Origin of the sequence: [Clostridium] scindens, assembly GCF_019597925.1 — a bacterium.
Taxonomy (GTDB): domain Bacteria; phylum Bacillota; class Clostridia; order Lachnospirales; family Lachnospiraceae; genus Clostridium_AP.
In genome coordinates this window covers 3,600,897-3,621,667 of sequence record NZ_CP080442.1, presented here as the reverse complement: position 1 = coordinate 3,621,667, position 20,771 = coordinate 3,600,897, and the positions used below count along the sequence as shown (strand labels likewise).

20 protein-coding genes and 1 other annotated feature are annotated in these 20,771 nt (G+C 49.0%); of the genes, 17 read left to right on the top strand and 3 right to left on the bottom strand.

Going from position 1 to position 20,771, the window contains the following annotated elements; all coding sequences use genetic code 11:
- Positions 1 to 14 precede the first annotated feature (14 nt).
- Complete coding sequence (locus K0036_RS17390) at positions 15 to 1,364, bottom strand: ATP-binding protein (protein ID WP_025641695.1); 1,350 nt, start codon at positions 1,362 to 1,364, stop codon at positions 15 to 17.
- Complete coding sequence (locus tag K0036_RS17385; protein ID WP_220430273.1) at positions 1,354 to 2,088, bottom strand: LytR/AlgR family response regulator transcription factor; 735 nt, start codon at positions 2,086 to 2,088, stop codon at positions 1,354 to 1,356. The genes K0036_RS17390 and K0036_RS17385 overlap by 11 nt, the downstream gene beginning before the upstream one ends.
- A 249-nt stretch (positions 2,089 to 2,337) precedes the next feature.
- On the opposite strand from K0036_RS17385, the gene K0036_RS17380 reads away from it, so the two are divergent.
- From K0036_RS17380 to K0036_RS17305, 16 genes are all read left to right on the top strand, one after another.
- Complete coding sequence (locus tag K0036_RS17380; protein WP_009249517.1) at positions 2,338 to 2,841, top strand: nuclear transport factor 2 family protein; 504 nt, start codon at positions 2,338 to 2,340, stop codon at positions 2,839 to 2,841.
- Between the two features lie 44 nt (positions 2,842 to 2,885).
- Positions 2,886 to 3,023, top strand: a sequence feature (ribosomal protein L10 leader region).
- A 50-nt stretch (positions 3,024 to 3,073) separates the two neighbouring features.
- Positions 3,074 to 3,655, top strand: coding sequence for a 50S ribosomal protein L10 (rplJ, locus tag K0036_RS17375; RefSeq protein ID WP_025641703.1), 582 nt, complete (start codon positions 3,074 to 3,076; stop codon positions 3,653 to 3,655).
- A gap of 45 nt (positions 3,656 to 3,700) precedes the next feature.
- A complete protein-coding gene (rplL, locus tag K0036_RS17370; protein ID WP_009249515.1) occupies positions 3,701 to 4,078 on the top strand; it encodes a 50S ribosomal protein L7/L12 in 378 nt (125 codons plus the stop codon).
- A gap of 310 nt (positions 4,079 to 4,388) precedes the next feature.
- Positions 4,389 to 6,647 carry a DUF1542 domain-containing protein gene (locus K0036_RS17365; protein ID WP_220430272.1) on the top strand — a complete coding sequence of 753 codons (2,259 nt, stop codon included), beginning with the start codon at positions 4,389 to 4,391 and terminating at the stop codon, positions 6,645 to 6,647.
- 157 nt (positions 6,648 to 6,804) lie between these two features.
- A complete protein-coding gene (locus K0036_RS17360) occupies positions 6,805 to 7,803 on the top strand; it encodes a LacI family DNA-binding transcriptional regulator (protein ID WP_220430271.1) in 999 nt (332 codons plus the stop codon).
- Between the two features lie 318 nt (positions 7,804 to 8,121).
- Positions 8,122 to 9,183 (top strand): LacI family DNA-binding transcriptional regulator, encoded by a 1,062-nt coding sequence (locus tag K0036_RS17355; RefSeq protein ID WP_025641708.1) that lies wholly within the window; start codon positions 8,122 to 8,124, stop codon positions 9,181 to 9,183.
- Complete coding sequence (locus K0036_RS17350) at positions 9,165 to 10,565, top strand: L-fucose/L-arabinose isomerase family protein (protein WP_220430270.1); 1,401 nt, start codon at positions 9,165 to 9,167, stop codon at positions 10,563 to 10,565. The genes K0036_RS17355 and K0036_RS17350 overlap by 19 nt, the downstream gene beginning before the upstream one ends.
- A 2-nt stretch (positions 10,566 to 10,567) precedes the next feature.
- Positions 10,568 to 11,401, top strand: coding sequence for a transketolase (locus tag K0036_RS17345; RefSeq protein WP_220430269.1), 834 nt, complete (start codon positions 10,568 to 10,570; stop codon positions 11,399 to 11,401).
- Entirely contained in the window at positions 11,394 to 12,326 is a 933-nt protein-coding gene (locus K0036_RS17340; protein WP_220430268.1) for a transketolase family protein, read from the top strand. Before K0036_RS17345 ends, K0036_RS17340 begins: the two co-directional genes overlap by 8 nt.
- 71 nt (positions 12,327 to 12,397) lie before the next feature.
- Positions 12,398 to 13,423 (top strand): D-ribose ABC transporter substrate-binding protein, encoded by a 1,026-nt coding sequence (locus tag K0036_RS17335; RefSeq protein WP_025641715.1) that lies wholly within the window; start codon positions 12,398 to 12,400, stop codon positions 13,421 to 13,423.
- A gap of 144 nt (positions 13,424 to 13,567) precedes the next feature.
- On the top strand, positions 13,568 to 14,221 hold the full coding sequence (locus K0036_RS17330; protein ID WP_025641717.1) for a DUF2291 domain-containing protein: 654 nt from the start codon (positions 13,568 to 13,570) through the stop codon (positions 14,219 to 14,221).
- A gap of 32 nt (positions 14,222 to 14,253) precedes the next feature.
- Entirely contained in the window at positions 14,254 to 15,810 is a 1,557-nt protein-coding gene (locus tag K0036_RS17325; RefSeq protein WP_220430267.1) for a sugar ABC transporter ATP-binding protein, read from the top strand.
- A gap of 3 nt (positions 15,811 to 15,813) precedes the next feature.
- Positions 15,814 to 16,866, top strand: a complete 1,053-nt coding sequence (locus tag K0036_RS17320) for an ABC transporter permease (protein WP_025641721.1) — start codon at positions 15,814 to 15,816, stop codon at positions 16,864 to 16,866.
- Positions 16,867 to 16,906: 40 nt separating this feature from the next.
- A complete protein-coding gene (gene rbsD / locus K0036_RS17315; RefSeq protein WP_025641723.1) occupies positions 16,907 to 17,308 on the top strand; it encodes a D-ribose pyranase in 402 nt (133 codons plus the stop codon).
- A gap of 57 nt (positions 17,309 to 17,365) precedes the next feature.
- Entirely contained in the window at positions 17,366 to 18,250 is an 885-nt protein-coding gene (locus tag K0036_RS17310; RefSeq protein ID WP_025641725.1) for a ribokinase, read from the top strand.
- Between the two features lie 30 nt (positions 18,251 to 18,280).
- Positions 18,281 to 19,759 (top strand): FGGY-family carbohydrate kinase, encoded by a 1,479-nt coding sequence (locus tag K0036_RS17305; RefSeq protein WP_220430266.1) that lies wholly within the window; start codon positions 18,281 to 18,283, stop codon positions 19,757 to 19,759.
- Positions 19,760 to 19,941: 182 nt separating this feature from the next.
- Here K0036_RS17305 and K0036_RS17300 read toward each other — a convergent pair whose 3' ends face one another.
- On the bottom strand, positions 19,942 to 20,160 hold the full coding sequence (locus tag K0036_RS17300; RefSeq protein WP_004606398.1) for a helix-turn-helix domain-containing protein: 219 nt from the start codon (positions 20,158 to 20,160) through the stop codon (positions 19,942 to 19,944).
- A 263-nt stretch (positions 20,161 to 20,423) separates the two neighbouring features.
- On the opposite strand from K0036_RS17300, the gene K0036_RS19445 reads away from it, so the two are divergent.
- Positions 20,424 to 20,762, top strand: coding sequence for a type II toxin-antitoxin system prevent-host-death family antitoxin (locus K0036_RS19445; protein WP_173694120.1), 339 nt, complete (start codon positions 20,424 to 20,426; stop codon positions 20,760 to 20,762).
- Positions 20,763 to 20,771 lie beyond the last annotated feature (9 nt).

The window sequence follows — 20,771 nt, the reverse complement described above, 5'->3', positions numbered from 1 at the left end:
GCATAGCGATTCGGCTATGCTGTCTCTTTTCCGTTGTCTATGGCGTTAAGAAGGATGGAGGCTTTGAATGTCCGGGACGTGTAATCAAACTGGCAGATTCCGTTGTATTTCCTGGCGACTTGCCGGACGGAGGCAATCCCGATCCCGACTCTTCTTTCTGCCTTGGAGGAAAGGAAGACGCCCTCCTTCTTGCGCACTTGACCGGCGTAACTGTTCTCTACGATGATAGCCAGCGTGCTTTCGTGATGCATGCAGATATCCAGGTGAAGGTATTTCTCGCCTTCGGTCTGGCGCATGCAGGCCTCGAGAGCATTTTCCAGAAGATTGCCGAGAATGATGCATGTGTCGATGTCGGAGAAGGGAAAGGCATCGTCCAGGCGTATGGAGATGGAGACGCTGATGCCATGGTCGCGGGCAATGTCGGCGAAGTAGGAGACGATCGTATTGATCACGGGATTCTGGCAGTAGCTGGTAGGGCTGATAGAATCCAGATGACATAGATAATTGTTGATGTAGTCTTCCATTCCGCTTAAGTCATTGTTGGAAATATAAGCCTTAAGGGCAATCAGCGTGTGCCGGAAGTCGTGCCGGATGCGGCTGGTCTCGTCGATTTTCTGCTGGAGCAGTACGATCTGTCTTTTATAGGCGTCAAAATGTGTTTCGGTCAGGTGTAATTCTTCGGTCAGTTCGGCATTTCTGGTGGTCTCTACGATCATCTTAAAGATGATGAGATAGGTAGAGAAGGTCAGGATGATCCAAAGCAAAGGGATCAGGTAGATATCGGCTTTGGGACTGGGGCTGCTGCTGTTGAATATAGGGAATACCGTCAGGGAATAAAAAAATGTGCTGCACACGGGTATGCCCCATAATAAATTCCAAAAGGGAAGGTGTTCCGTGCGATCAAGCGCTGGCCTGAGAAGCTTCCTGAAAAACAGCAAGATAAGCGGCAGGGTTAGCAGCATGATCGCAAATGTCAGTGCCAGGTGAAACAAAGTGGGCATTTTTGAAGGCGCATGTCCTAAGATGTACTCTGCCTGGGCGGATAATAGGTATACGGCATTGGAATAGCATTTCACAATCGTAACGGCAAATAGGCATTGGGCAAAACTGTAAGTAGAAACAGCGTTAAAGATAAATACGCCTGCCATTACCCCTGAGATCGCCAGTAAAGCCATTGTAAAGGCGGTGAGGGGAGTTGTCATATAGATATAGGTAAGCGCTATGTCTATTAAGACGAATATGGCAATGCCGGATGCTACCGTTAGTAATGTGGGCGCTTTAAGCCGGTCCGAAAATGTAAAATACAGCACGATAATACAGGGCCCGATAAAAAGCAGCGAACTGGACAGACTTTCAAGATTCATGTTTATCTCCTTCGGTCACATAGGTGAATATATAGTTGGCATACGCCTGGCGGATCTCTTTTCTGCGTGCCCGCAATATAGGAATCCTCTCCCCGTTTGTAAGTACGAAATCATTGACATCCATGGATGCAATGTGATCCAGATTCACCATGCAGTTGCGGTAACAGCATAAAAATTGGGGATACGCCTCCAGCATAGGCGAAAAATCCTTAAAAGACATATAAGAGCGGACTGTCCGGTAGGGCGTGTGTATTTGGATATAGTGATTATAATAATCGGTATAAATGATATCAGACAGCAGTATGCGGGTGTAGTGCCGCCCTTCTTTCAGTTCGATGTAGTGCTCGAAGCGTTTGGAAGCGCGCTCGTATCTGAGCATTGCCTCTTCCAGATATTCATAGGAAAAAGGCTTCAGAAGATAATCAAGAGCATGCAGTCGAAAAGCCGTAACCGCGTGCTCTTTGCTGGAAGTTGTAAATATAATCAGACACTGTGGGTCTTGATCGAATATGGATTTGGCGACCTGCATGCCATCGATCTCGTTCAGAAATATATCCAGAAATACAAGGTTATAAACATTGGCATTGAATGTATTTAAAAAGTCGGTTCCGTTGTCGAACTGCTCTATTTTCATATGTACCTTATGTTCGCGGCAATAACGCTCCAGACCGTGGTACAAGTGCTGTCTGTCTATAAGAGAATCATCAACAATAGCGACATTCATCTTATCTTCCTCCTAAACATTTTGTGTTTATTTTAACATACAGTAATGAGAGAAAAAGTGGAATATATAGTAATAAATGTATTTTTTTGGTAAAAATGTAATTATTGGCGTCAGTGTAATAAATTGATAACTTTTTGTCCTTGCCGCTGCGTGAAAGTGAGGCGGATATGACTTTGTATAAGTCCGCCGGGATTGTATACTGAGGACAGATATCAGCGGAACGCGAAAAAAGAAAAGGAGCAAAAAGGAATGGATGAGATTAAGACACTGCTGGCAAAAGAAGCGATAAGGGATCAGATCTACGTTTACTGCCGCGCGCTTGACCGAATTGACAATGAACTGGGGTATTCTGTATTTGCCGAGGACAGCCAGGTAGACTATGGCCCTACTTACAGAGGAACGGGAAGAGGATTTATTGATAATATGCTGGAGCAGCACAGGCATATGATCTGTACCCATCATATGATGACGAATATCCTGATCAAGGTGGATGGCGATAAAGCGGTCAGCGAGACTTACATGTATGCCGCCTGCAAGATGCCGGGCAAAGAAGGCAAGACATTTACGGTAGAGGCCAGGTGCCGGGACATTGATAACTGGGAATGCCGTGATGGCAAGTGGCTGATCGTAAAGAGGACGGTTGCAGGAGATAACACCCGCATCATTTCCCATTATAAAGATCTTGAAATGTATAATACCAGCCGCGATGATAAGAATGATCCATCATATGCGGTTTTGGGCGAAATAGAATAGCAAGAATATATAAAAGTATTGACAAGGAATCTGCGTGATGATATAATATCCCACGATGACTGCCGAAGACAGCAGGTGCGTAAGCGTAAGTAGACAAACGCCTGCCGAGGAAAGTTGGATTCTGTTTTTATGAATTACAATGCCTCTATGTCTTTGGATATAGAGGCTTTTTAGCGTATAGCACTTATTTCCTTACGCAGTCGGACAAATACTATAAGGAGGTGCACCATTCGTGGCAAAAGTTGAATTGAAACAACCAATCGTACAGGCTATTGCAGAAGATGTCAAAGATGCAGCAAGCGTTGTATTAGTTGACTACCGCGGACTTACTGTTGCTCAGGATACAGAACTGCGTAAACAGTTAAGGGATGCTGGAATCGTCTACAAAGTTTGTAAAAACACAATGATGAAGAGAGCTTTTGAAGGAACTGAATTAGCGGCTTTAGAAGAACACTTGGAAGGACCAAGCGCTATCGCGATCTCTAAAGACGATGCTACGGCTCCGGCAAGAATCCTTTGCAAGTTCGCAAAAGATGCAAAAGCCCTTGAGTTAAAAGCAGGCGTGATTGAAGGCACGGTATACGATGTTGACGGCCTGACAGAACTGTCAAAGATTCCGTCAAGAGAAGAATTGCTGGCCAAATTGCTTGGAAGCATGCAGTCACCAATTACCAATCTTGCTCGTGTTCTTAACCAGATCGCAGAGCAGGGCGGAGCAGAGAACTGCGAAGCGGCAGCCCCTGCGGAAGAGGCAGCAGTAGAAGAAGCAGCCCCTGCAGAAGAAGCGGCAACTGAAGAAACACCGGCGGAGTAGAATAACCCGCTGCAATTAAAATAATATTAAATGGAGGATCATAAAATGGCAAAATTAACAACAGCTGAATTTATTGATGCAATCAAAGAATTATCAGTATTAGAATTAAATGACTTAGTAAAAGCATGTGAAGAAGAATTTGGTGTATCTGCAGCAGCAGGCGTAGTCGTTGCAGCAGCAGGCGCAGATGCAGGCGCAGCAGCAGAAGAGAAGGATGAGTTCGACGTAGAATTAGTATCCGCAGGCTCTTCTAAGGTTAAGGTTATCAAGGTTGTTCGTGAAGTAACAGGCCTTGGACTGAAAGAAGCAAAAGAATTAGTTGACAGCGCTCCGAAGGTAATCAAAGAAGCTGCATCTAAGGCTGAGGCTGAGGAAATCAAGGCTAAGCTTGAAGGCGAAGGAGCAGAGGTTAACCTTAAATAATTTAAGATTAGATATCTGCAGAATGTATGAAGAAGAGGAATTCCCGCAGGGGGTGCCTCTTCTTTTTTTGCGCCTTTTGGGCTACGGATAGTAGATGGCGGAAATTTTGACACAAGATGTAGTGAAAACGGTAATTTTCTGACCCTTTTGGTAAAACACAAGGAAAGCCTGTTGATTTCTGGTTTAATAATATATGTATACAGCCTGTTTTAGTTTTGCGGGCCAAGGGAGGGAATTTTAAGAGCAGAACGCAGGAGACAGATAGGAAATTGAAATAGGGGATTTTTTTATTATGAGAGGAGTAACGAAAATGAAAAAGGGTAAATTAATTGCTGCAATTGCTACCGCTGCGTGCATGGCATTTGCATTTGCGCCATTTACTGGGACAACAGATGTAAAGGCGGCTGAAAACGGGACTGGCACTGGAATGTTCTATCACGGCATCAGCGTGAATAACAACAGAACCTTCAATGTAAATGATACAATCTATATCAGCACCAATTCAGGGCTGGCAAATCCGAACTATGCAAGCCTTGGATTCCCGAGCACGCTGAGCGTGAAACTGGCAATAACAGGCGGGCAGATAACCAATGCAAATGGGGCGGGGTATCCGGTCGCGGTGCTGAATGCGGATTCGCAGTTTGACGGCTGCAGTACCGGGGCGATCTACTATACCACTGATGGCTGGAGATATTGGTGTTCCGGCGGCGCTGTCACGGGGGTTGGCCCATATAGTGTTTATGATGTGGGCAGTTCGACATTTACAGCGGACGATGTAACGGTGAGTGCAAGCGGCCTTCCGGCATCCGGAACCGTGGGGAAGGATAATTTTACTGTCCAGGTCGCAGTGGGAGGCGCCAATTATACGGTTGGCGACTATAGTTTTACAGACCAGATGGTTGATGTGGAAAATGGCGATGCTACCGTTGGATTTAACGTAGGCGGAGCGATGATCACTAAAGTCGTGCCGGAAGCGGCGGTTCCTGCGATTGACGGGCTGGAGTTCCTGACGGATGCGGAGAAAGCCACGTTCAAAGGACAGCTCAATGGCGCTGCTACAGATGCGCAGGTAAAAGCTGTTGTGGATGCCGCGAAGAAGCAGGCGGCGGATAATGCTGCCAAGTTAAAGAAGGATGCAGCGGACGCGATAGACGTGGATACGCAGGCGGCAATTAATGCAATCGACAATCTTGACAACCTGACACCAGCAGAAAAACAGACCAAAAAAGATGAGATTACGGCGGCTGCAAACAAAGCGAAAGACGCAGTGAATAATGCGGCGTCTCCTTCCGCGGTTGAAAGCGCGAAGCAGCAGGGCAGCGCGGATATGACGCTGATCCAGTCCAAGGCGGAGGCCATGGATAGCATCGCGGCAAACGCAAAAGCGGCCAAAGAAGAGATCGATAAGCTTGGCAATCTGACAAAAGCTGAGAAGAACATGAAAAAGGCCGAGGTAGACAATGCGGCAGAGGCGGCAAAAAACGCGGTCAATGCGGCGGCGGATGCAAATGGAATCAATCATGCGGTCCAGAATGGACAGGCGGCGATTGCGTTTGCAGAGGCGAAGGCAGTAGCGGAAGATGGCGTTATGGAAGCGGCGAAGGAAGCGAAGAAGGGCATTGATGCTCTTAAAGACCTGAGCAGCGAGGAAAAAGCGGCATTGAAGGCTGAGATAGACGACGAGGCGGACGAAGCAAAAGTAGCGATCGACAACGCAGCGGATGAAGACGCTGTTCTTGCGGCGCTTGACAATGCCGAAGCGGCATTTTTGGATACCTTGGACGATGCGGTTGCACAGGATTTTGTAAATGCATTTACAACGGGGAAAGACGGGCTGTATAAAGAAATCAATAGCAATAACGCAGATCAGATTCTTGCGGGAAAAGAGTCTTGGGCAGAGATGACGGACGAACAGAAAGCGAAGGCGAATGCCTTGATCGAGGCGGGCACTGACGGCGCGATCGCGACCTATGATGATTATGTGCTTGCTTGCGAGACGTTTGTGAAAGAAGAAGCAGATAAGTTTGTAAAGAACTATCTGACAGGCGAAGATGGACAGATGTACAAAGAAGCCACAGCCAAGAACTATGAGCAGATTTTGTCCGGAAAAGCGGATTGGGACAAGAAGTCGCAGGCAGAAAAAGACGCCATCAATGCGGCGCTGATCGCCAATGGCGGCAAGTCTTATGAAGATCTGCTGAAACTTTCCGGAGAGATCAAGGAAAATAGCGACAGCTTCATCAAGAAGTATCTGACGGGACAGGACGGCCAGATCTATAAGGAGGCCACCAGGCAGAATTACCAGCAGATACTGTCCGGCAAGGAAGCTTGGGATAAGATGTCCCAGGACGAGAAAGATGCCATCAACGCAGTGCTTGTTGCCAATGGCGGCAAGACTTATGAAGAACTGCTGAAGACGGCGCAGGAGATCGAGAAGCAGATTGCCGCTGAGAATGCCAAGAAGATCGCAAAGACGGGAGACACTGCCATGGCAGGGCTCTATGCTCTTCTGGGACTGGTATCTCTGGCGGGAATCGTAATGATGACGAAGAAAAGAAGAAATGCTTAATCCCCCTAGGATTGGCCAGAGCAAAAGAGAAGGAAGCGCCGCGAGGCGCTTTCTTCTTGCAAAAAAATCGCGGAAAAATGATTGCGCAAAAAGTTGCCTTCATTTTTAAAATAATATGTGATATATTATAGGCAGAGCAAATGGAAGGTCGGTTATTATGAAGGTTAGTATACGGAAAATAAGTGAAATCACTGGTTTTTCTCCAGCGACGGTTTCGAATGCGCTGAACCATAAGCGGGGAGTGAATGCGGAGACGTCGGAGAAAATATTCAGGGTAGCGGAGGAACTGGGGTACCGGATGGAGGAGAAGATTAAGAAGATCCGGTTCGTCATTTTCCGGAGGAACGGGCTGATTATTGATGACAGCCCCTTCCATCCGGCGGTGATCGAAGGCGTGGAGCATCAGGCGAAGAGCATGGGATATGAGACGGTGTTCTGCCATGTGGATATCAATGACGCCCAGTACCAGATGCAGATCAATGAGATTCTTTCGGATACGGAGAGTGCCGTGGTTCTTCTGGGAACGGAGATGCTGGAGGAGGATTTCGAGCCGTTTACTCACGCTAAGAATAAGATAATCCTGCTGGACGGGTGGAGCGACCGGTACTTTTTTGACAGCGTGCTGATAAGCAACACGGATTCGGCTGCAAAGGCGGTGGAATATCTGGCAGGCAAGGGACATAAGGACATCGGATACATCCAGGGAGACTTCCGGATACAGGCATTCCGGTACAGGGAGATTGGATTCAAAAGAGTTATGGAAAGATATGGGCTTCCCGTAAGGCCGGAGTATATCGCGACGGTGGGTACCCGGATTGAGACTGCCTATGAAGGAATGAAGCGATATCTGGATGAGACGCCGGTGATACCGACTGCTTATTTCGCGGATAATGATACGATAGCCATAGGCGCGATGCGGGCGCTTAAGGAGTATGGATACGGGATACCTGAGGATGTGTCTATCATAGGGTTTGACAATATTTCGTTCGGGGCCATCTCGGACCCGCCGCTTACGACGATCAACGTTTATAAGCGGGAGATGGGAGAGACGGCCGTGAGGGAATTGGCACTGGCGATCGAGGATCCTAAGAAAGTAAGGATGAAGATACAAGTCTGTACGGATTTTGTGGAAAGAGGAAGCGTAAGAAAAATATAATATGGAACGGTCTGGCCTAGTGCTGGGTAAACTGGAAGCGCCAAAAGAAAGGGCGCTTCTTTTTTTGCGCCTTTTTATACTTATTTAGTTAAATGTTTATATAAATATTTACATAAACATTTAACTAAAACAGAGTGAGAATGTGAACAAAATGTAAATACAGAATGTATCAATTGTAAATAATAGCCAAAATGAGAAGCGCAAAACTATTATAATTAAACAAAATGTAAATAAAACAAAACTATTTATTAAAATACTATTGAAATATTTATATAAATGTTTATAATAAGGGCATAAAGAGTTAGGGGCGGTGAAAAAGTGAAGGCCAGTATAAAACAGATAAGCCAGATGACGGGCTTTTCTCCGGCGACTGTCTCCAATGCTTTGAATCGCAAGAAGGGTGTGAATGAAGAAACTTCAAGAAAGATATTCAAAGTAGCAGAGGAACTGGGATACCAGACGGAAAAGACCATAACAAAGATAAAATTCGTAACCTACAGGAAGAATGGACGCATCATAGATGACAGCCTGATATTTCCTGCCATGATAGAAGGCGTGGAGCGGCAGGCGAAGGAACTGGGGTATGAGACGGCCTTCAGCCATCTGAATTATGAAGATGACGCGTTTCAGGAGAGGCTTAAGGAAGTGCTTGAAGACACCAATTCGCTGATGATACTCCTGGGTACCGAGATGATGGAAGAAGACTATCAGCCCTTTATGGATTACAAAGGATATATGATCGTGCTGGATGGATGGTGCGAAGAGATGGCCTTTGACGGGGTGCTGATCAACAATACGGACGCTGCTTGCAACGCGGTGGAATATCTGGTTGAGAATGGACATAAGAGCATCGGATATCTGCGAGGAGATTACCGGATCAAGGCCTTCCAGTACAGGGAATATGGATATTACCGCACGCTTGGAAGGCATGGCCTTTCAGAAGCGCCGGAATATGTAGTGACTCTCGGAACGACGCTGGAGGCGGCATACGAAGATATGAAAGCCTATCTGGAAGGGAAACCGGCATTGCCCACCGCATACTTCGCCGATAATGACGTGATTGCGCTTGGGGCTATGAGAGCCCTGGAGGAAAAAGGAATCAAAATACCGGATCAGATCTCTATCGTGGGATTCGACGATATCCGTTTTGGGGCCGTATCTACCCCGGGACTTACTACAATCCATGTACACAAGCAGGAGATGGGAGAGGTGGCGGTAAGAAGGGCTCTGGACCATATCCGATATTCCGGAAGACAGGTAAAGATGAAGATACAGGTTGGCACGGATTTTCTCGTAAGAGGAAGTGTCAGGAACTTAGATATAGAGGAAGCCAAGAGGCAAGAAAGGATGGAGGAAGTAAAATGGCAACTATCAAATTAGGGTATGCACCCACAAGGAGAAGCATCTTCAGCGCGCCGGACGCGATCAAGTACAGAGGATTGACGGCAGACAGGCTGAAAGAACTGGGAATTGACTTTGTTGATATTGATGATATCAACGAAGAAGGGCTTCTTTACGATGACAATGACGTGAAAAAGATTGCGGCGAAGTTTAAGGAGGCGGGCGTTGACGGGTTGTTCCTTCCGCACTGTAACTTTGGTACAGAATATGTCTGCGCAAGACTTGCAAAAGAGCTGAACGTGCCAGTCCTTCTGTGGGGGCCGCTGGATGAGAGGCCGGATGAGAACGGGGTGAGGCTCAGGGATACGCAGTGCGGACTGTTTGCAACCGGAAAAGTATTAAGAAGATTCCAGATACCATTTACATATATGACAAACTGCAGATTGAATGACCCGGTATTTGAAAGAGGATTAAGGGACTTTCTGGCGGTGTGCAACGTGGTAAAGACATTCCGCAATATCCGGATCCTTCAGATCTCGACCAGGCCGTTTGACTTCTGGACCACGATGTGTAATGAAGGTGAACTTCTGGAGAAGTTCAATATCCAGTTGTCTCCGATCCCGATGACGGAACTTACAGAAGAAGTAAAGGCGGTCAAGGAAGAGGGAGCCAAGGTTGCGGAAATGGTCGCGTACATCCGTGAAAACATGGAAGTAAAGATCAAGGACGACGAAGTGGAGAATGTGGCTGCCCTTGCGGTCGCCATGGAACAGCTGATCGACAAGTATGGCTGCCAGGCAGGAGCGATCCAATGCTGGAATGCGCTTCAGACAGAACTTGGCATCATGCCTTGCGCGGCCAACGCGATCCTCAATGAAAAGGGAATCCCGGTCGTATGCGAGACGGATATTCACGGAGCCATTACCGCGCTGCTGGTAGAGGCGGCTGGAATGGGAGAGAAGAGAGGCTTCTTCGCTGACTGGACTATCCGCCATCCGGATATTGAGAACGGGGAACTGCTGCAGCACTGCGGCCCATGGCCGATATCCGTTGCCCAGGAAAAGCCAAAGCTTACCTACCCGCTGGCCTTTGACCATCCGGGAAGCCTTACGGCAGAGGCAAAGCACGGAGACGTGACCCTGTGCAGATTCGACGGGGACAACGGGGATTACTCCCTGCTCCTTGGCAATGCCAAAGGCGTGGACGGACCGAAGGGAATGGGCACCTATCTTTGGGTGGAGGTTGACAATATCAAGCGCCTGGAGGCCAAGATCGTGGAGGGCCCATACATTCATCACTGCGTGGGAATCCACAAGGACGTGGTTCCTGTCCTGTATGAGGCGTGCAAATATATCGGCGTGAAGCCGGACCTGTATGACCCGATTGAAGAAGATGTAAAAGCATATCTAAGAGGAGAATGATTATGGAGAATATGAAAGCACTCGCTTACGAATTAAGAGAAAATGTAATCGACATGATTGTGGAAGGGAAAGCCGGACATATCGGCGGAGACATGAGCGTCATGGAGATACTGACAGAGATTTATTTTGATCAGATGAATATAAGCCCGCTGAATGCAGATGACCCGGACCGCGACAAGTTCATCATGAGCAAAGGGCATTCCGTGGAAGCGTACTATGCGGTCCTGGCAGCAAAGGGATTCTTTGATATCAAGGATGTGATCGCCAAGTTCAGCAAATTCGGCTCCAAGTTTATCGGACATCCCAACAACAAACTTCCGGGAATCGAGATGAACTCCGGCTCTCTGGGGCATGGCCTTCCGGTCAGCGTGGGAATGGCGCTTGCGGGGAAGATGGATGACAGGGACTACAGAGTCTATACGGTAATGGGCGACGGCGAGCTGGCAGAAGGCTCCGTATGGGAAGGCGCCATGGCGGCAAGCCACTACAAGCTTGACAATCTGTGCGCGGTAGTCGACAGAAACCGCCTGCAGATATCCGGACGGACCGAGGACGTGATGGCTCATGATGACCTTCACGAAAGATTTGGGGCATTTGGCTGGAACGTCATCGATGTAGCGGATGGCAATGATATAGACCAGCTCAAAGTAGCATTCGATACGGCAAAGACGGTAAAGGGCAGGCCCTCTGTGCTGATTGCCAATACGGTGAAAGGAAAAGGCTCTTCCGTAATGGAGGACAAAGCAAACTGGCACCACAAAGTTCCAAGTGGAGAGGAACTGGCGCAGATCAGGAAAGATCTCGCAGATAGAAAGGAGGCGGCGCTTTGTGGGTAAGATAGCAAATAAACAGGTAATATGTGAAGTGTTGATGGAGGCGGCGAAAACGGATCAGGACATTGTAGCGCTTTGCAGCGACTCAAGAGGAAGCGCATCCTTTGCGCCATTTGCCAGCGAATATCCAGAGCAGTTCGTAGAGACGGGCATCGCGGAGCAGAATCTGGTAAGCATCTCCGCTGGCCTGGCCAAATGCGGGAAGAAGCCTTATGCGGTGTCTCCGGCATGCTTCCTGTCAACCAGAAGCTATGAGCAGTGCAAAGTCGATGTGGCATACTCCAATACAAATGTAAAACTGATCGGCATCAGCGGCGGCGTAAGCTATGGGGCGCTGGGAATGAGCCATCATTCCGCCCAGGATATTGCGGCAATGGCTGCCGTGCCGAATATGAGAGTATATCTTCCAAGCGACAGGCTCCAGACGGAGTGCCTGGTCAAGGAATTGCTCGGGGATGATAAGCCGGCCTATATCCGGGTTGGAAGAAACGCTGTGGATGACATCTATGAGGAAGGCAACGTTCCGTTTACAATGGATAAGGCAACCGTCGTGACGGAAGGAACGGATGTAGCGATCATTGCCTGCGGAGAGATGGTAAAGCCTGCGGTAGAAGCGGCGGCCCTTCTTAAGGAACAGGGAATCAGCGCAGCGGTTGTAGATATGTACTGCATTAAGCCTCTGGATAAAGAAACCATCGTCAAGACGGCTTCCCATTCAAAGGCAGTGGTCACCGTAGAAGAACACGCGCCGTTCGGCGGCCTGGGCTCCATGGTAAGCCAGGTAGTAGGAAGCGAATGCCCAAGAAAGGTAGTTAACATGTCTCTTCCGGACGAACCGGTGATTACTGGATCATCCAGAGAAGTATTTGACTATTACGGGCTGAATGCCGAAGGGATTGCCAGGAAGGCAGCCGAAGCATTGAAATAAAGGATATTGGCAGGGCCTACCTGTTAATATAGAAATTTAATACTTTGAAAAACATAAGGAGGAACGGAAAAATGAAAGGTTTCAAAAAAGTATTGGCCGTATTGCTTACAGTAGCAATGGTTGGAGCGATGGCAGTCGGATGCGGCTCCAAAGGAGATGACAAAAAGGCAGAGGACAAGAAGACAGAGGATAAGGCAGATGACAAGAAGGATGACAAAGTGTTAAAGGGCGGCGGCTCTAACATCATGTACATCATCACTCCTTCCGTATCCAACCCGGCTTTCAAGGCAGAGGTTGATACCGCTTCCGCGAAAGCAGAAGAACTGGGATATGAAGTAAAAGCAGTATCCCACGATGACGACCCGACCAAGCAGACCGAGCTGTTCGACAGCGCGATTGCCGACAAGGCGGCAGCCATCATCTGCGACAATGCAGGCGCGGATGCGACGGTAGAAGCAGTGAAGAAGGCAAGAGAAGCAGGAATCCCGACATTCCTGATCGACCGCGAGATCAATGAAGAAGGCGTTGCTATTTCCCAGATCGTAGCAAACAACTACCAGGGAGCAAAGGCTATCGCTGAGAAGTTCGTAGAAGCAATGGGTGAAAAAGGGAAATATGTAGAACTGTTAGGAAAAGAGTCTGACACCAACGCAGGCGTACGTTCTTCAGCCTTCCATGAAGTGATCGACCAGTATCCGGATATGGAAATGGTTGCGAAGCAGACGGCAAACTGGGAAAAGACGGAAGCTTATGATAAAATGGAAGCTATGCTTCAGGCTAATCCGGACATCGAAGGCGTTATCTGCGGCAATGACACTATGTTAGAGGGCGTGTGCGCGGCACTCCAGGCAGCAGGCAAGAAACTTCCGGTTATCGGCGTTGACGGTTCCGACGAGGCGGCAGCCCTGATCAAATCCGGAGACGCTACCGGAACAGCGCTTCAGCAGTTCGCGGTAATCGCTGAGATGGCAGTAGAGCAGGCTGACCAGTACCTCAAAGAAGGATCTACAGGCGTGGATGAAAAACAGCTGGTTGACTGTATCGCGATTACGTCTGAGAACGTAGACAAGCTGGCAGGATTTGTTTACACGGAATAATTTGCAATGACACAATGCAGGGAGGCGCAAAAAGCGCTTCCCTGTATATAAAAACGACTCTTTTATGTAAAAGTATTAAATGAAGATGAAGACAAACATCCCTAAGAGGATGTTTCGCGAATAAAGGATATGAAGGAGGCCGCTATGAAAAAGCGTATGATAGCACTCGCACTTGCATTTACACTTGCAGCATCCACGCTCCTTACCGGATGCGGGATCGTAAAGGTAATCAAGATCGGAGAAGAAGGAAAATATACCGGAGACGTCGAATTTAACGCCGGGGACGACGTTGCAGCCATATGGGAAGAATCGGCGCTTCCGGAACTCAATGAAAAGGCTGTGGACTTAAAAGAATTCCTGGAACAGTCCAATGGAGATCTGACCGCGCTGGCAGAAGAATACGGAAGCTATTCCATGGGCAAGTCCGGGGAACTCAGCTATGCGGTAAAAGGTACCGGAACCGTGGAAGAAGTCAATACCCAGTCCCAGGCAGGATACATGTCCGTCAAGCTGGAGGGATATAGCGGGACGGAATCCGTCAAGATCCAGATCGGGCCGGTATACAAAGGATCATCCATCCGTGACACGCTTAGCTTTATCAAATTTGGAGATTACAAGAATCAGGAACAGTGGGCGGCGGTATCCCAGAGTATTAACGAGATCGTGGCCAAGGATGTTGTCGAGCCGGCGAAGCCGGAATCCCTGCAGGGAAAGACGATTTCGTTTGTGGGAGCATTTACGGTATCCAGCGGAAGTTCGGATGTGCTGATTACGCCTGTGGTACTGGAAGCAAAGTAACGGACTGCCAAGCAAAGAAGGAGATATAGACTATGGGCGAAACATATAAATGCAGGGATGATGTATTTCTCCATGCAGAAAAGATAAGCAAGATCTATCCCGGTACAAAGGCTCTTGACGAAGTATCTTTTGACCTGCTAAGAGGCAAGGTTAACGTGCTGATCGGAGAGAATGGCGCCGGCAAATCCACCCTGATGAAGATGATTGCCGGAATCGAACAGCCGAATGAAGGCAAGATGTATATCGGGGATAAGGAAGTATTCTTCAAGAATACGACAGAGGCAAGGAAGCACGGAATCGGCATCATCCACCAGGAACTGAGCCTGTTCCCAAACCTGAACGTGTACCAGAACATCTATATGAACAAGGAGAAGACCAAGGGCAAGGTCGTCCTGGATAACAAGGTACATATGGATGGAGCCAAGAAGGTCCTTGAGAGGCTGGAGCATCCGCTTGACCTGAATGCGAAGGTGGGAGAACTTAGAGTCGGGCAGCAGCAGATGATCGAGATTGCCAGAAATCTGGTGGAGGATGACCTGAAGGTGCTGATCATGGATGAGCCGACCTCGTCTCTGAGCCAGCAGGAAGTCAAGGTTCTCTTCAAGATTATGAGAGAGCTTACCGCGGCCGGAATCTCAATCGTATATATTTCCCACAGGCTGGAAGAGATCATGGAGATCGGCGATCATGTGACGATCCTTCGGGATGGCAAGTATGTGGCAGATGCGGATGTCAAGGATATTGACGTGCCATGGATCGTGCATCAGATGACCGGAGGAGCCAAGTCCTATCCGAAGCGGGATCGGGAAGTAGACTGGAGCAAGGTGGAAAATGTCCTGGAAGTAAAAGACCTATGCCTTCCAAAGGCAGGCGGCGGCTACCTGGTGGACCACCTGAACTTCGAATTAAAGAAGGGCGAAGTGCTTGGAATCTACGGACTTATGGGAGCTGGGCGAAGCGAAGTGTTCGAATGCCTGATGGGCCTGCACCCGGAGCATACCGGACAGATCCTTATGGAAGGGAAGGAACTTCATATCAAGTCCATCTCCCAGCAGATTGACAGCGGCTTCGCGTTAATCCCGGAAGACAGGCAGATGCAGGGACTGGTACAGACTCTGGATATTGAAAAGAACTGCGCGCTGTCCGCGCTTAAGAGATACAAGAAGGGGCCTTTCCTTGACAGCAAGAAAGAGGCCGAGAAAGTGGATCAGGAAATCAAGGATATACAGATCAAAGTGGCAGATAAGAAACTGCCGATTCTTTCCTTGTCAGGTGGTAACCAGCAGAAAGTAGTCATCGGGAAGGGAATCCTGACGGAGCCTAAGATTCTGCTGATGGATGAGCCAAGTCGCGGTATCGATATCGGAGCCAAGACCGAGGTATTCGATATCATTAATAAATATGCGGAAGAAGGGTTGTCGATCATTGTGATTTCTTCCGAATTGCAGGAAATCGTATCCATCGCAGACCGGGTTATCGTGTTGTCAAATGGCATCAAGACGGGCGAATTCTTTGGCGATGAGATTCAGCAGGATACATTGGTACTGGCTTCTTACAAGGGCCATCATATAGAGGAAAAGGAGAGTTAGATTATGGCAGCGAAACAAAAATCAGGAAATAATAAATTAGCGATGACCCTCTTGAAGGGGCGTACATTTATCGTATTAATTGTTCTGCTTATTTTCTTCAGTATTACGGCAGATAATTTCTTAAGTGCAGGCGCGCTACTTACTGTGGCCAAGCACGTGGCACTGTATGGCATCCTTGCGATCGGCATGACTTATGTCATCATTACCGGAGGCATCGACCTTTCCGTAGGCTCTGTGGCAGGACTTGCAGGCATGATCGCGGGCGGCCTTATCCAGCAGGGTCTCACGCTTAAGGTGTTCGGCGTGACCTTATATTTCAGCGTTCCGATGATCGTCCTGATCACCGTTCTTCTGGGAGCGCTGATGGGCATGATCAATGGCATCGTTATTACAAAGTTCAACGTAGCGCCGTTCATTGCTACCCTGGGCACTATGTATATCTGGAGAGGATTCGCCAATATTCGTTCCAACGGCGCCACATTCTCAGAACTGTCCGGCTATGAGGGGCTGGGAAATACAGGATTCGAGATCTTCGGACGTAACCTTGGCGGAACTTCGATTCCATGCGGCGTGCTGATTCTCGCGATCATTGCGGTGATTGCCGGACTTATCTTAAAGAAGACTCCGTTTGGCTGGCATGTGCTGTCCATCGGCGGCAACGAGAGAGCATCCAAATTGTCGGGTATCAAAGTCGACCGGGTAAAGATCTGGGTCTATGCATTCTCTGGCTTCTGCTCTGCTATTGTAGGCATTATCGCTACCTCCCAGCTGGTATCCGCTACGCCTAAGACGGGAGAGTCCTGGGAAATGAACGCCATCGCGGCATCTGTCCTTGGCGGGACTTCTATGGCAGGCGGCGTGGGAACCATCGGCGGAACGATCGTCGGCGCATTCGTAATCGGCGTCATCAACGATGGCATGACCATGTGCGGCGTAACCGAGTTCTGGCAGAAGATCATCAGGGGCCTTGTAATCATCATCGCCGTAATCATTGACCAGGTACAGAGAAACCTGCAGGCCAAGATGGCTCTCCAGGCACGCAATGAAAATAAATAATCGGCCGAAAGGCTGCAAGATATAAGGGCAGGTGGATCGTATGAAGAAAAGAGGCATCATCAATGCGCAGCTTTCCGGGCTGATTGCGGGGCTGGGCCATAAGGATACATTTATGATCGCGGACGGGGGCATGCCCATCCCGAAAGGCGTCGAGATCGTGGATCTGGCTCTTTGCGGAGGAGTTCCGTCTTTTAGGCAGGTAATGGATGCGGTGCTTGATGAGACGGAGGTGGAATTCTATACGCTGGCGGAGGAGATCAGGGAAAAGAACCCGGAACTTCTTGCTTATATAAAGGAGAAACTGCCGGACGTGGAGTCGGAGATGATCAGCCACTTAGAATTAAAGGACAGGTCTAAGAATCTCAAGTTCGCGATCCGTACGGGAGAATTCACGCCTTATCCGAATATTATCCTTAGGGCTGGCGTTGCTTTCCCGGCATAGGTATAGTAAGATGAGAGAAAAGTATGCCCGGACGGGGAATTCAGGAGGAATTGCGGTATGAAAGTATTGAATTTTGGATCATTGAATCTGGATTATGTGTATTCGGTTGACCATATGGTGGCGCCGGGAGAGACGCTGGCATCTTCGGGGATGAACACCTTCTGCGGAGGCAAGGGGCTGAACCAGTCCATCGCCCTTGCAAAGGCCGGAGTTGACGTCTATCATGCCGGAATGATAGGGGAAGAAGGAGACATCCTGCTTAAGGCCTGCAAGGAAGGCGGAGTCAATGCAGACTATATTAAGAGCATACCGGGCAAATCCGGCCATACGATCATCCAGGTGGATAAGAATGGGCAGAATTGCATTCTGCTCTATGGCGGAGCGAACCGAAGCATTACGAAAGAGTATGTGGATGAGGTGCTGGCTCATTTTGAGAAAGGAGATATCCTGCTTCTCCAGAATGAGATTAATATGCTGGACTATATCATAGACTGCGCATATGAAAAAGGAATGATGATCATTCTGAATCCATCGCCTTATGACGACGCTCTGGATGCTTGCGACTTTGGGAAGATAGCCATGTTCCTGCTGAATGAGATCGAGGGCGGACAGGTGACAGGCGAGACGCAGACGGATAGGATATTGGAACGATTAAGGGAGATCTATCCGGAGGCGAAAGTGGTTCTGACCCTTGGCGGCGAAGGCTCTGTATATCAGTATAAGGAGGAGCAGTATCGTCAGGGGATCTATAAAGTAAAGGCAGTAGATACGACTGCGGCGGGGGATACCTTTACCGGATACTTTATTTCGTCGGTGATCGATGGAATGCCGGTGCAGGATGGCCTGGCTCTGGCGGCAAAGGCATCTGCGATCGCGGTGTCCCGCCAGGGGGCGACTGCCTCCATTCCGCTGAGGGATGAGGTGCTAAATGCCCGGTTGTAGGCTGCTTCTTGATAAAGAAGGAGTAAGAGGATGGCGGAGAAATATATAATCAGCATCGACCAGAGTACCCAGGGTACGAAGGCGCTGCTGTTCGATGAAGGCGGAAGCCTGATCAAGAGGACGGATAAGCCCCATGAGCAGATCATTAATGAAAAAGGCTGGGTGTCCCATAACCCGGTCGAGATCTATGAGAATGTAATCGATGTGGTAGCCCGGCTGACGAAAGATATTGACGGATCTGGGATCATAGGCGTTGGCATCAGCAATCAGCGGGAGACGTCCCTTGCCTGGGACCGGATTACGGGAGAGCCCCTGGCAGATGCCATCGTATGGCAGTGCGCGCGGGCGGCGGATATCTGCGAGCGTGTGGAGCGGCAGGGGAAGGCGGAGAACATCCGCAGGAAGACGGGCATGAATCTGTCACCGTATTTTCCGGCCTCCAAGATCGCATGGCTCCTGGAGAACGTGGAGGGCGCCAGAGAGAAAGCCTGTCGGGGAGAGATCTGCCACGGAACCATTGACAGCTGGCTGGTCTACAAGCTGACCGGCGGAAAGTCTTATAAGACGGATTATTCTAACGCGTCCAGGACTCAGTTGTTTAACATATTTGAATTGAAGTGGGACGAAGAGATCTGTGCCTGGTTCGGCATTGATCCCGCCAATATGGCCCAGGTGTGTGATTCGGATTCCGAGTTTGGAGAGACGGACTTTGAAGGCGTGCTTCCAAAGAAAGTTCCAATCCACGGCGTGCTGGGGGATTCTCATGGTTCTTTGTTCGGCCAGGGATGCCTTAAGCCGGGCATGACGAAGTCCACTTACGGGACGGGCTCGTCCATTATGATGAATATCGGAGAGAAGCCGGTGCTCAGCACCCACGGAGTGGTAACTTCCCTGGCGTGGAGCATGGGCGGAAAAGTGAACTATGTGCTGGAAGGCAACTTGAACTATACGGGCGCGGTCATCACCTGGCTTAAGGATGACCTGAAGCTGATCGAGTCTCCGGGAGAGACGGGAACTCTGGCAAGAGAAGCAATCCAGGATGACGAATTGTATCTGATACCGGCATTCTCGGGTCTTGGCGCCCCCTACTGGGACAGCCGGGCAACGGCGGCCATCGTGGGGATGACCAGAACTACAGGGAAAGCGGAAGTGGTCCGGGCAGGCGTGGAGTGCATCGCCTATCAGATCACGGATATCGTAAAAGCCATGTGCGAGGATGCAGGGGTGCGCCTAGGAGAACTGCGCGTGGATGGCGGCCCCACGAAGAATGAATATCTGATGCAGTTCCAAAGCGACATCGCGGACGTGGCGGTTCAGGTGCCAGACAGCGAGGAATTATCCGGAATCGGTCCTGCCTATGCCGCAGGCCTGGCTCTTGGCGTGTGGGATGAGTCCGTCTTTGGCAGGCTGAACCGGGTAAAGTACGCTCCTGGAATGGACGGCGAAACGCGCAAGAAGAAATACAATGGCTGGAAGGCAGCGGTATCAACCGTGCTGACGAAAAGGTGATTTCCAGCAATATCATAATCGTAAGCGATGCAAAGCCGCCCTCGATGAGGCAGCTGCCGTGATACTGGCTATAATAAAGCGTAAAAAGAGAGCATAATTATTGCAATTATAAGGAATTGACAGAAGGCTGAAAAAGGCTGCTGTGCCGCTGGTGCTGAACCGGCAGGCATGGCAGCCTTTCTCTATTTAGGATATGGTGTCTTGCGGTCTGTCAGCCCGAGAATGTAATCGGTGCTGCAGCCGTAATAATTTGCCAGTTTTATCAAGTAATCAACAGGTATCTGGCGGGATCCTTTCTCGTAGCGGCGATATACTTCGCGCTGGCAGGACAGGATCTTGGCTATGTCATTCTGGGTCAGGTCATGGTCAATTCTCAAATCTTCTATCCGTTGAAATTTCATGATGATATCCACCTCCTAAATATGTTACTAGAAGGACGTCTGCCGTATTTGAATATGCAACCAAATAGTTACAAAAATAGTAGCAAATCGACGAAATTAGTCTAAGCAGTGTCGGAAAAACTATTCATGGAATGAGAAGATCGCAGAGGATAAAATCAAACGAATGTCCGGGCGTGCAAGGAAATAGTGGAGATGTTGACTTGTTTCTATGGAAATTTTATCATAATTATGATAAAATAAGAAAAAGAAAAGGAGGGATTTGTATGATCAACATCAGGCCCATATCGGATTTGAGGAATAAATTTACGGAGATTGAAAAGATGGTGAAGAAGGGAGAAGTGGTCCATCTGACGAAGAATGGATACGGCTCTATGGTGGTAATGAGTACGGAGAGGTATTCCCAGCTGCTGGAGGCGGCAGGGAAGGAAGCGGAGCAAGAAGAAAACTGCCAGCTGGATATATCCGGGACACCGCAAAGGAAGAAAGGGGAGCCGGAGAACCCGGAACTTGCAAGAGAGCAGGAAGAGGCATCTCTGGGAACGCATGAGCCTGGCAAGAAGGGGATCGTGCCGGTACCAAGCCTAAATGGATTCCGTTTCTAGAATCATATA

Bases quoted from the DNA above. Each gene is read 5' to 3' on its own strand.
- K0036_RS17390 (WP_025641695.1), bottom strand. From the start codon at position 1,364: ATGAATCTTGAAAGTCTGTCCAGTTCGCTGCTTTTTATCGGGCCCTGT.
- K0036_RS17385 (WP_220430273.1), bottom strand. From the start codon at position 2,088: ATGAATGTCGCTATTGTTGATGATTCTCTTATAGACAGACAGCACTTG.
- K0036_RS17380 (WP_009249517.1), top strand. From the start codon at position 2,338: ATGGATGAGATTAAGACACTGCTGGCAAAAGAAGCGATAAGGGATCAG.
- rplL (WP_009249515.1), top strand. From the start codon at position 3,701: ATGGCAAAATTAACAACAGCTGAATTTATTGATGCAATCAAAGAATTA.
- K0036_RS17365 (WP_220430272.1), top strand. From the start codon at position 4,389: ATGAAAAAGGGTAAATTAATTGCTGCAATTGCTACCGCTGCGTGCATG.
- K0036_RS17360 (WP_220430271.1), top strand. From the start codon at position 6,805: ATGAAGGTTAGTATACGGAAAATAAGTGAAATCACTGGTTTTTCTCCA.
- K0036_RS17350 (WP_220430270.1), top strand. From the start codon at position 9,165: ATGGCAACTATCAAATTAGGGTATGCACCCACAAGGAGAAGCATCTTC.
- K0036_RS17345 (WP_220430269.1), top strand. From the start codon at position 10,568: ATGGAGAATATGAAAGCACTCGCTTACGAATTAAGAGAAAATGTAATC.
- K0036_RS17335 (WP_025641715.1), top strand. From the start codon at position 12,398: ATGAAAGGTTTCAAAAAAGTATTGGCCGTATTGCTTACAGTAGCAATG.
- K0036_RS17330 (WP_025641717.1), top strand. From the start codon at position 13,568: ATGAAAAAGCGTATGATAGCACTCGCACTTGCATTTACACTTGCAGCA.
- K0036_RS17325 (WP_220430267.1), top strand. From the start codon at position 14,254: ATGGGCGAAACATATAAATGCAGGGATGATGTATTTCTCCATGCAGAA.
- K0036_RS17320 (WP_025641721.1), top strand. From the start codon at position 15,814: ATGGCAGCGAAACAAAAATCAGGAAATAATAAATTAGCGATGACCCTC.
- rbsD (WP_025641723.1), top strand. From the start codon at position 16,907: ATGAAGAAAAGAGGCATCATCAATGCGCAGCTTTCCGGGCTGATTGCG.
- K0036_RS17310 (WP_025641725.1), top strand. From the start codon at position 17,366: ATGAAAGTATTGAATTTTGGATCATTGAATCTGGATTATGTGTATTCG.
- K0036_RS17305 (WP_220430266.1), top strand. From the start codon at position 18,281: ATGGCGGAGAAATATATAATCAGCATCGACCAGAGTACCCAGGGTACG.
- K0036_RS17300 (WP_004606398.1), bottom strand. From the start codon at position 20,160: ATGAAATTTCAACGGATAGAAGATTTGAGAATTGACCATGACCTGACC.
- K0036_RS19445 (WP_173694120.1), top strand. From the start codon at position 20,424: ATGATCAACATCAGGCCCATATCGGATTTGAGGAATAAATTTACGGAG.